The following is a 10,546-nucleotide window of genomic DNA, read 5'->3' as shown; positions in this document are numbered from 1 at the left end:
CGACGCAACGCCAGCGCCACCCGGTCCTCCGGACCCACACCCAGCGCAATCAGATGCCGCGCCAGCGTATTCACCCGCGCGTCCAACTCCGCATACGTCACCTGCGACCCGTCGTCGGCGACCAGCGCGGCCGCCTTCGGATCGCGCTGGACGGTGGCCGCGAGCAGCGAGGCCAGCGTTTCCTCCGGGACCGGCCGCGCGGTGTCGTTACGCGTGGTGAGGACCCGGTCGCGTTCGGTGGCCGCGAGGAGTTCGATATCGCCCACCGGCACACCGGGTTCGGCGACGATCGCGGCCAGCAGCCGGGTGAAACGGTCCACGAAGCCCTGCACCGTGGGCAGATCGAACAGATCCGTCGCATAGGTGAAGTAGCCGGTGAGGCCCTGCGGTTCACCGGAATCGCCGTACTGGTCGGAGACGATCAGATGCAGATCGAACTGCGACAGTTCGGTGTCCACGTCCACGCCGGACAGCGTGAGACCCGGCAGTTCCAGACCCGTGCGCGCCAGGTTCTGGAACGACAGGCCCACCTGGAACAGCGGATGCCGCGCGGTGGACCGCACCGGGTTCAGCACCTCGACCAGCCGCTCGAACGGCACATCGGCATTGGCGAACGCCTGCACGTCGATATCGCGCTGGCGCGCCAGCAGCGCGGCGAAGGTCTCGCCGCTGTCGACCTGGGTCCTGAACACCAGCGTGTTCACGAACATGCCGATCAGATCGTCGAGTTCGGCTTCACCGCGACCCGCCAGCGGCGAACCGATGGCGATATCGCCGGTACCCGACAACCGGGCCAGCAGTACGGCGAGCGCGGAGTGCACCACCATGAACAGGGTGGCGCCCTCGGCCCGCGCGAGTTCGGTCAGCGCGCGGTGGGTCGCGGCGTCGATCTCCACGGCGGCCTTGCCGCCGGCGAAGGTCTGCACCGCCGGACGCGGCCGGTCGGACGGCAGATCCAGCTGGTCGGGCAGATCGGCCAGTGCCGAACGCCAGTACGCGACCTGCTTGTGGGCCGGCGATTCCGGGTCGTTCTCGTCGCCGAGCACGGCCCGCTGCCAGATACTGAAATCGGCGTACTGCACCGGCAGCGGCCGCCAGTCCGGCGCCGCGCCCGCCGAGCGGGCGGCGTAGGCGGTCATCAGATCCCGGACCATCGGGCCCACCGAGGAGCCGTCGCCGGAGATGTGGTGCACCACCATGGCCAGCACGTATTCGTCCGGCCCGGCCGGGTCCGCGTCGGCGATCCGCAGCAGCGCCAGTTTCAGCGGTACCGCGGTGGTCACGTCGAAGACCGTGGAGATGAGCGTCATCACCTCGGCCTCGACCGCGGCCGCCGCCACCTCGCGCACCTCGAGTCCGGGGACCGCGCCCGCGGCGGGCACGATCACCTGCACCGGACCCTGTGCGGTTTCCGGGTAGTAGGTGCGCAGGATCTCGTGCCGGGCGATCAGATCGCCGATGGCCGCGCGCAGCGCGTCGACATCCAGTTCTCCGGACAACCGCACCGCGACCGGCATGTTGTAGGCCGCCGACTGCGCGTCGAACCGGTTGAGGAACCACATCCGCTGCTGTGCCAGCGACAGCGGGATATCGTCGGGCCGTTCCAGCTCACCCAGGGCGAGACGGGTGCCGCGGGTCTGCGATTCCAGCGCCGCGGCCAGGCCCGACACGGTGCCGTTGTCGAACAGCTCCCGCACCGGCACCCGGGTGTCCAGTGCGGCGCCGAGCCGGGCCACCACCTGGGTCGCGATCAGCGAGTTACCGCCGAGGGCGAAGAAATCGTCATCCGCGCCGACCCGGGCCACGCCCAGCAGATCCGCGTAGACCCCGGCCACGATCTCCTCGATCGGTGTCGAGGGCGCGCGGAAGTCGCGGCTCGCGAAGGTCGGTTTCGGCAGCGCCTTGCGGTCGAGTTTGCCGCTGGTGTTCAGCGGGAATTCGGCCAGGCCGACGATGGCGCCGGGAATCATGTACGTGGGCAGGGTCTGCCCGATCGCTTCCCGCAGGGTCGCCTGATCGATCTCCGCGCCCGGCGCGGGGACCGCGTAGGCCACCAGCTGGTCGCCGAGTTCGGACGGCATCACCAGCGCCACGGCCTGGCTCACCGACGGCTGCCCCAGCAGCGCCGATTCGATATCGCCCAGTTCGATGCGCTGACCCCGGAACTTCACCTGGAAATCGGTGCGGCCCAGGTAGTCCAGCACCGGCTGTCCGTCGATCTCCTGCCAGCGCACCAGATCGCCGGTGCGGTACATCCGCTCGCCGGAGTCGAACGGGTTGGCCACGAACCGATCCGCGCTGAGATCGGGCCGGGCCACATACCCGCGGGCCAGCTGATCGCCCGCGAGATACAGCTCGCCCACGACACCCGGGGCCACCGGATGCAGGCGGCCGTCGAGCACGTACACGCGGGTGTTCCACTGCGGCAGGCCGATCGGGACGCTGCCCCGTTCGGTGCCCGCGGCCGGCCAGTAGGTCACCGAGACGGCGGCCTCGGTCGGGCCGTAGAGGTTGTGCACACCGGCGTCGGAAACGGCCTTCATCGCCGAGACGGTCTCCGGCGGCAGCGCCTCGCCGATCACGAACACATGCTTCAGCGTCGGAATCGAACCGGGCTGCGTATGGGTGGCGAAGACCGTGAGCATGGACGGTACGAAGTCGGTGACCGTCACCTGCCGGGCCGCGATGGTCTCGGCGATATAGGCCGGATCGCGGTGCCCGTCCGGGGTGGCCACGACCAGTGTCGCGCCCGCCCGCAGCGGCATGAACCAGCCCCACAGCGAGACGTCGAAGGTGGTCGCCGTCTTCTGGAAATAGACGTCCTCGGGGCCCATCGGGTATTCCGCGAGCATCCACTCGGTCTGGTTGTTGATCGCGCGATGCGATACCGCCACGCCCTTCGGGCGGCCCGTCGAACCGGACGTGAAGATCACATACGCCGGGTTCTCCGGACGCACCGGCCCCCGCAGCTCCGCCGGTGACACCGGCGAACCGTCGTAGGAGGCGGTATCGGCGGTATCGATGGCCAGCACCGGAGTGCCCTCGGGCACCGGTACCGCGTCACGCGTGGTGGTGACCACGCAGACCGGCCGGGCGGTGTCGAGGATATGGCCGATGCGCTCGGCCGGATGATCCGGATCCAGCGGCACATACGCACCACCGGCCGTGATGATCGCGTACATCCCGACCACCAGATCCAGCGACCGGCGGACCGCCAGGCCCACCAGCGATTCCGGGCCCACACCCTCGGCGATCAGCAACCGCGCCAGGCGGTTCACCCGCTCGTCGAACTCCCGGTAGGTGAGCCGCTCGCCCTCGTACTCCACCGCGACCCGGTCCGGGTACGCGGCGGCGGCCCGGGTGTATCCGGCGGTCAGCAGTTCCGGCGCCACCGGATGCGCGGTGTCGTTCCATTCGGTGAGCACCCGGGTGCGCTCGGCGGCGCCGAGCACGATGTCGATATCGCCCACCGGCAGGTCCGGGGCGTCGATCAGGGCGTCCAGCACTCGGGTCAGCCGGGCCGCCAGGGTCTCGATGGCGGCCGCGTCGAAACGGCTGGTCAGGTACTTCAGCACCACCTCGACGGTGCTCTCCGCGGTGACCAGGAGGGTCAGCGGATAGTGGGTGTTGTCGAACATCCCGGCGCCGGTGACCGACATTCCGTCGATCTCGCTGGTGGCCGCGATGGCCGCCGAGTCGATCGGATACGACTCGAAGATGAACAGGCTGTCGAAGACCGCCGGCGCGCCCGTGGCCCGCTGGATATCGGTGAGCCCCAGGTAGTGGTGGTCCAGCAGCGCCGCCTGCTCCCGCTGCAGGGCGGTGAGCAGATCGCTGGTAGTGGCGGCGGGGTCGATCCGGACCCGCACCGGCAGGGTGTTGATGAACAGGCCCACCATCGATTCCACCCCGGCCAGTTCGGCCGGACGCCCGGAGACGGTGGCGCCGAACACCACATCGTCACTACCGGTGATCCGGCCGAGCAGAATGCCCCAGGCCGCCTGCACCAGCGTGTTCACCGTGACGCCGAGGTTCGCGGCCCGTTCGGAGAGCTGCCGGGTGCGCTGCTCGTCCAGGACGGAGACCAGTTTGCCGATCTCGTAGCTCTCCGACTCCACCGGCTGCGGCGCCAGCAGTGTCGGATCGGTGAACCCGTCGAGCGCGTCGGCCCACGCCCGCTCCGAGACGGCCCGGTCGCGCCCGGCCAGCCAGGACAGGAAGCCGCGGTAGGACGCCACCCGCGGCAGCGCCGCGGTCTCCCCGCGCAGCGCGTACAGCGTGAGCAGTTCGCGCATCAGCAGCGGCATGGACCAGCCGTCGAGCAGGATGTGATGGGTCGTGATGGCCAGCTGCCAGCTGTCCTCGGTCGACCGGAACAGGTTGAACCGCATGAGCGGCGGCACCGTCATATCGAAATGCGTGGCCTGGTCCTCGGCCAGCAGCCGCAGCCGTTCGGCCTCCCGCTCGGCCTCGGGCAGGGCGCGCAGATCGAATTCGCGCCACGGCACCTCGACCCGGTCCAGCACCACCTGCACCGGTTGCCCGGTGGCATCGGAGACGAACGCCGTGCGCAGGTTCGGGTAACGGCCGAACATGGCCTCGGCGGCGGTCCGCAGCCGGGCCGTATCCACCGCGCCGCTCAGATCGACGGTGGCCTGCATGGTGTAGACGTCCACCGTGTCCTGGGTGAACTGCGCGTGGAACAGCAGCCCGGACTGCAGCGGCGACAGCGGCCACACCTCGGCCAGCGGCGGGTAGCGGTGCTCCCATTCCTCGATATCGCGCTGTCCGACCCGGACCAGCGGCATATCCGACGGGGTGAAACCACCGGCTCCGGGCCGCCGCGCGTGCTCGGCGAGCGCGGTCAGGGCCGCGACCCAGAGGTCGGCGAATTCGCGCACCTTCGCCTCGGTGAGCAGCCCGGACGGGAACGCGAACACCGCGTTCAGCTGCGGACCCTCGTCACCGGAATCGACGATCGCGTTGATATCGAGCACCGCGTTGGCGGGCATATCCCGGTCCATATCGGCGTCGATCCGGCCCAGATCGGTGGTCGGCACCCAGCCCAGTTCGGCGAGTTCGGCCGGAATCTCACCGGCCGAGACCCGGCCCAGATAGTTGAAGCTGATCTGGCCCGGTACCGAAGCGGGCAGTTGCGCACCGGTTCCGGGGTTCAGGTAACGCAGCAGGCCGTAACCCAGCCCCTTGTCGGGAACCGAGAGCAGCTGCTCCTTCACCGATTTCAGCACCGCGCCGAGTACCGCCTCGCCGCGCAGCGCCGCGTCGAGATCGACCGCGCCGAGGTCGAGCCGCATCGGATGGGCGGCCGTGAACCAGCCGACGGTGCGGGACAGATCGGCGCCGGGCACCACGGACTCCTCGCGTCCGTGGCCCTCGAGTTTCAGCAGGGTGGCCGAATCCGGTCCGTCGCCGCGCCAGCGGGCCACCGCCAGCGCGAGCGCGGTCAGCAGCGCATCGTTGGGACCGCCGTGATAGCGGGCCGGGATCGTGGTGAGCACGGCCTCGGTGACTGCGGCGGGCAGCCGCACCTCGAACCGTTCCACCGTCGCGTTGGTATCCACGGCGGGGTCGAACGGGCGCGAACCCAGCAGCGGGTCCCGAGTCGCGGCGACCCGCCGCCAGTAGGCGAGTTCGGCACTCCGGTCCGGATCGCCGGCCGCCTCGGCCAGGCCGTGCGCCCAGCGGCGCAGCGAGGTACCGACCGGTGCCAGCGCCACCGGCTGCCCGGCGGCCAGCTGCGACCAGGCCAGGGCCAGGTCGGGGATGACGATGCGCCAGGACACGCCGTCGATGACGAAGTGGTGCGCGACGATCAGCAGCACATCGCGACGGTCACCGCCGGAGAACGCGAACCACACGAACCGCACCATGCTCGCCGTGGCCGGATCGAGCCGGCCCAGGGCGTCGTCGAGTTCGGCGGAGGCGATCCGGGTGAGTTCGTCGTCGTCGATCGCGCCGTCGAGTTCGACCCGGTGCAGCAGCGCCGCCGGATCCACCGCGCCGGGCGCCAGCGACTCGAATTCCGGTGCGCCGTCGCCGGTACGCAACCGGGTGCGCAGCGCGTCGTGGTGATCGAAGACCGCGGCCAGGGTGGCGACCAGGGTCTCGGAGTCGATACCCACCGGCAGCCGCAACATCATCGACTGCGAGAACCGCCGGTAGTTCTCGGCGCCCTCCGGGTTGTCCTGACCGTCCAGGATCTGCGCCATGATCGGCAGCAGCGGAATATCGCCCACACCGCCGCCGGGCAGCTCGGCCAGGCGCGGTTCGTCGGCGCCGCCGAGGGTGGCGACCTCGGCCAGCGCGGCCACGGTCCGCCGCTCGAACACATCGCGCGGGCTGAACACGACACCGCGCGCCTTGGCCCGCGACACCAGCTGGATCGACAGGATGGAATCGCCGCCGAGCCCGAAGAACGAATCGTCCACGCCGATCTGGTCGACGCCGAGCACATCGGCGAACACCTCGGCGATCACGGTCTCGATCTCGCCGACCGGGGCGCGGAACTCGCGCGCCTTCAGCTGCGGTTCCGGCAGCGCCTTGCGGTCGAGTTTGCCGACCGGGGTCAGCGGGATCTCGTCGAGCACCACGATCGCCGACGGCACCATATGCGGCGGCAGCGACCGCCCCACGAATTCGGTGACCGCGTCGGTATCGACCGCGTGGCCCTCGGCGGCCAGCACGTACGACACCAGGATGGTGGCGCCCGCGTCGGTCTGTTTGCCGAGGGTGATCGCGTACTCGATATCCGGATGCCGGCCGAGCGCGGTATCGATCTCGCCCAGCTCGACCCGGAAACCACGGATCTTGACCTGGAAGTCGGAGCGGCCCACATAGTCCAGCTGCCACGGGATGGTGGGCAGCGCCTCGTTACCGCCGCGCATACCCGGATCGGCGTACCAGCGCACCACATCGCCGGTGCGGTACATCCGGGAGCCCGCGAAACTGAACGGGTTGGCCACGAACCGGTCCGCGGTGAGATCGGGCCGGTTGTGGTAGCCGCGCGCCAGCGCGCCGCCCGCCAGGTACAGCTCACCCGCGACACCCGGCGGTACCGGGTTCAGGCGCGCGTCCAGGATCAGCGCCGTCATACCGTGCACCGGATCGCCGATGGTGATGTGGTCACCGGCCGACAGCCGCGCGTACGACGAGATGATGGTGGTCTCGGTGGGACCGTAGCCGTTGAAGTACTTGCGGCCCGGTTCCCATTTGGCCAGCAGTTCGGGGGTGGTCACATCGCCGCCGACCGAGGCCACCTCGAGGGATTCGATACCGGCGGGATCCATCGTGCCCAGTACGGCGGGCGTGATGATGGTGTGCGTAACCCCTTCGGAGCGCAGCAGTTCCGCCAGATCCGGGCCACCGATGATCTCGCCCGGCACCACCACCAGGGTGGCGCCGATATAGCCCGCGCAGACCCATTCCAGCACCGACGGGTCGAAGCTGGGCGAGCAGATGTGCAGGAACTTGTGGTGCGATTCCAGGTGGTACAGCTCCGTGGCCACATCGGCCAGGCCGCCCATACCCGAATGGGTGACCATGACGCCCTTGGGCAGACCGGTCGAACCGGAGGTGTAGATGACGTAGGCGGGATGCCACATCATCAGCGGCGCGAGCCGTTCGGAATCGTCGACCCGGCCGGCCGGGCGCGCCTCGATCTCCGCGGCGAACGCGGGATCGTCGAGCCGCAGCCATTCCACATCACCGGGCAGCCGGTCCACGTATTCGCTGCCGGTGATACCCAGCACGGCACCGGAGTCGGTGAGCATATGGCGCATCCGGTCTTCCGGATACATCGGATCCACCGGCACATGCGCGCCGCCGGCCTTGGTGACCGCCCAGAACGCGGCCACCATCTCGTAGGACCGCGGGAACGACAGCGCCACGATCCGCTCGGGGCCCACGCCCCGGTCGATGAGCACGCGCGCCAGTCGCGACGAGTAGTCGTCGAGTTCGCGGTAGCTGATGGACCGGCCGCGGTAGCGGACCGCGATCCCGTCCGGGTTGAGCGCCACACCGTGGGCCAGCAGTTCCGGCAGCAGCCCGGTCGCCATGACCTCGTCACCGTGGACGTGGGTGAGCAGCCGGAATTCGCCGTCGTCGAGCAGCGGCAGATCGCCGATGGGTGTGCGCGGCGCGGTGCTCACCGCGCGCAGCAGCCGCAGGAAGCGGCGTGCGAAGACCCCGACCGTCTCGTCGTCGAAGAGATCGCGGGCGTAGGAGAACTCCGCGAACATCCCCTCGCCGGGCCCGGTTTCGGTGAGCGTGAGCGAGAGGTCGAATTTCGCGGTGTCGATATCGAAATCGACGCCCGCGACCCGCAGGCCGGGCAGTTCGAAATCGGATTTCGGCAGGTTCTCGAACGACAGCGCCACCTGGAACAGCGGATGCCGCGCGGTGGAGCGTTCCACGTCGAGTAGTTCCACCAGCCGCTCGAACGGCAGGTCCGCGTGCGCGAACGCCTGCAGATCGGCGTCCTTGGTGGCGGTCAGGAATTCGCCGAAGTCCAGTTCACCGCGCACATGCGAGCGCAGCACCAGGGTGTTGACGAACATACCGATGACATCGTCGAGTTCGGCTTCGCCGCGGCCCGCGACCGGGGTGCCGATGGCGATATCGTCGGTGCCCGACATCCGCGCCAGGAACAGCGCCAGCGCGGCGTGCACGACCATGAACAGGGTCGCGTTGTGCTCGGCGGCCAGGCGCGACAGGGCGCGATGCAGTTCGTCGTCGACGCGGAACTGCACGCTGCCGCCGGCGAAGGACTGCGCGGTGGGCCGCGGCCGGTCGGCGGGCAGGTTCAGCTCGTCGGGGATACCGGCGAGGGTGGTGCGCCAGTAGGCGGCCTGTTCGCTGACCAGGCTCCGGTCGTCGTCCTCGGAACCGAGGATCTCGCGCTGCCAGATGCTGTAGTCGGCGTACTGCACCGGCAGCGGCGACCACCCGGGGGTGAACCCGGCGGCCCGGGAGGCGTAGGCGGTCATCACATCGCGGGTCAGCGGGCCCATCGACCAGCCGTCGGCGCCGATGTGATGGGCGACGAACACCAGGACGTAATCGCCCTGGTCGAGATGCAGCAGCGCGGCGCGCAGCGGTACCTCGGCGGTGACGTCGAACCCGCCGGCGATCACCGCGGCGACGCGGTCGCGCAGGGCGTCGGCGGTGATCGGGATCGGGGTCAGATCCGGGACCGCCCGCTCGACCGGCAGCACCACCTGATGCGGTTGCCCGTCCTGTTCGGGGTAAACCGTGCGCAGGGTCTCGTGCCGGGACACCACATCGGCGACCGCCTGCTGCAGTGCCGCCAGATCCAGTTCACCGGTGAGCCGGACCGCGACGGGGATGTTGTAGGCGGCGGAGTCGGTATCGAACTGGTTCAGGAACCACATCCGCTGCTGCGCCAGCGACAACGGGATCCGCTCCGGCCGCGGACCCGCGACCAGCGCCTTGCGACGACCGGTTCCGGCCCGCTGTTCGGCCCGCACCGCGAGCCCGGCGACCGTGGACGCCTCGAAGAGGGTCCGGACCGGAACGGCCGCGTCCAGCGCGGCGCCGATCCGTGCCGTCACCTGCGTGGCCAGCAGCGAGTTACCACCAAGGGCGAAGAAATCATCGTCCGCGCCGACCCGCTCGACCCCGAGCACCTCGGCGAACACATTCGCCACGATCTCTTCGACCGGCGTCGACGGAGCCCGGAACGCCTTGGCCTCGAACTCCGGCTCCGGCAACGCCTTCCGATCCAGCTTGCCGTTCACGTTCAACGGCAACGCGTCCAGCACCACGAACGCCGACGGCACCATGTACGACGGCAACTGCGCCGACAACTCCGCGGACACCCGTGCCGTATCGACAGACCCCTGCCCCGGCACCAGATACCCGACCAGCCGATCACCGGTGCGCGCATCGGATTTCGCGATCACCGCGACCTGCGCGACCTCCGGCAACGCCAGCAACGCCGCCTCGATCTCACCCAACTCGATACGGAAACCACGAATCTTCACCTGGAAGTCCGTACGACCCCGGTACTCCAACTCCCCGGCCGCGTTCCACGCCACCAGGTCACCGGTGCGATACATGCGCTCACCGGACGCGAACGGATCGGCGACGAACCGGTCCGCCGTGAGGTCCTCCCGCGCGAAGTAACCGCGAGCCAGCTGGGCGCCCGCCAGATACAGCTCACCCGCGACACCGTCGGGCACCGGCCGCAGCCGGTCGTCGAGCACGTAGACCCGGTTGTTCCACTGCGGCGCGCCGATCGGCACCGATACCTGATCCGCGGTGGTCACCCGATGGGTGGTCACCGACACCGCGGCCTCGGTCGGACCGTAGAGGTTGAACAGTTCCACCCGCGGCACGCCGGTCAGCATCCGCTGCGCGGTGGCACCCGGCAGCGCCTCACCGATCGCCATGACCCGCCACAGCGAATCCGGCAGGCCGTCGGCCAGCAGCGCGTCCAGCATCGAGGGCACCACATGCAGGGTGGTCACCCACTCACGCCGCATCAACTCGTTCAGATACGACGGAT

At 69.6% G+C, this 10,546-nt stretch carries 1 protein-coding gene; it reads right to left on the bottom strand.

The window, feature by feature from the left end; genetic code table 11:
* On the bottom strand, window positions 1-10,546 hold a 10,546-nt coding region (locus tag ACZ6SF_RS31900), incomplete at both ends, for an amino acid adenylation domain-containing protein (RefSeq protein WP_466067292.1).

The organism is Nocardia sp. NPDC049935, assembly GCF_055586645.1.
This window is presented reverse-complemented; position numbering and strand designations above follow the sequence as displayed.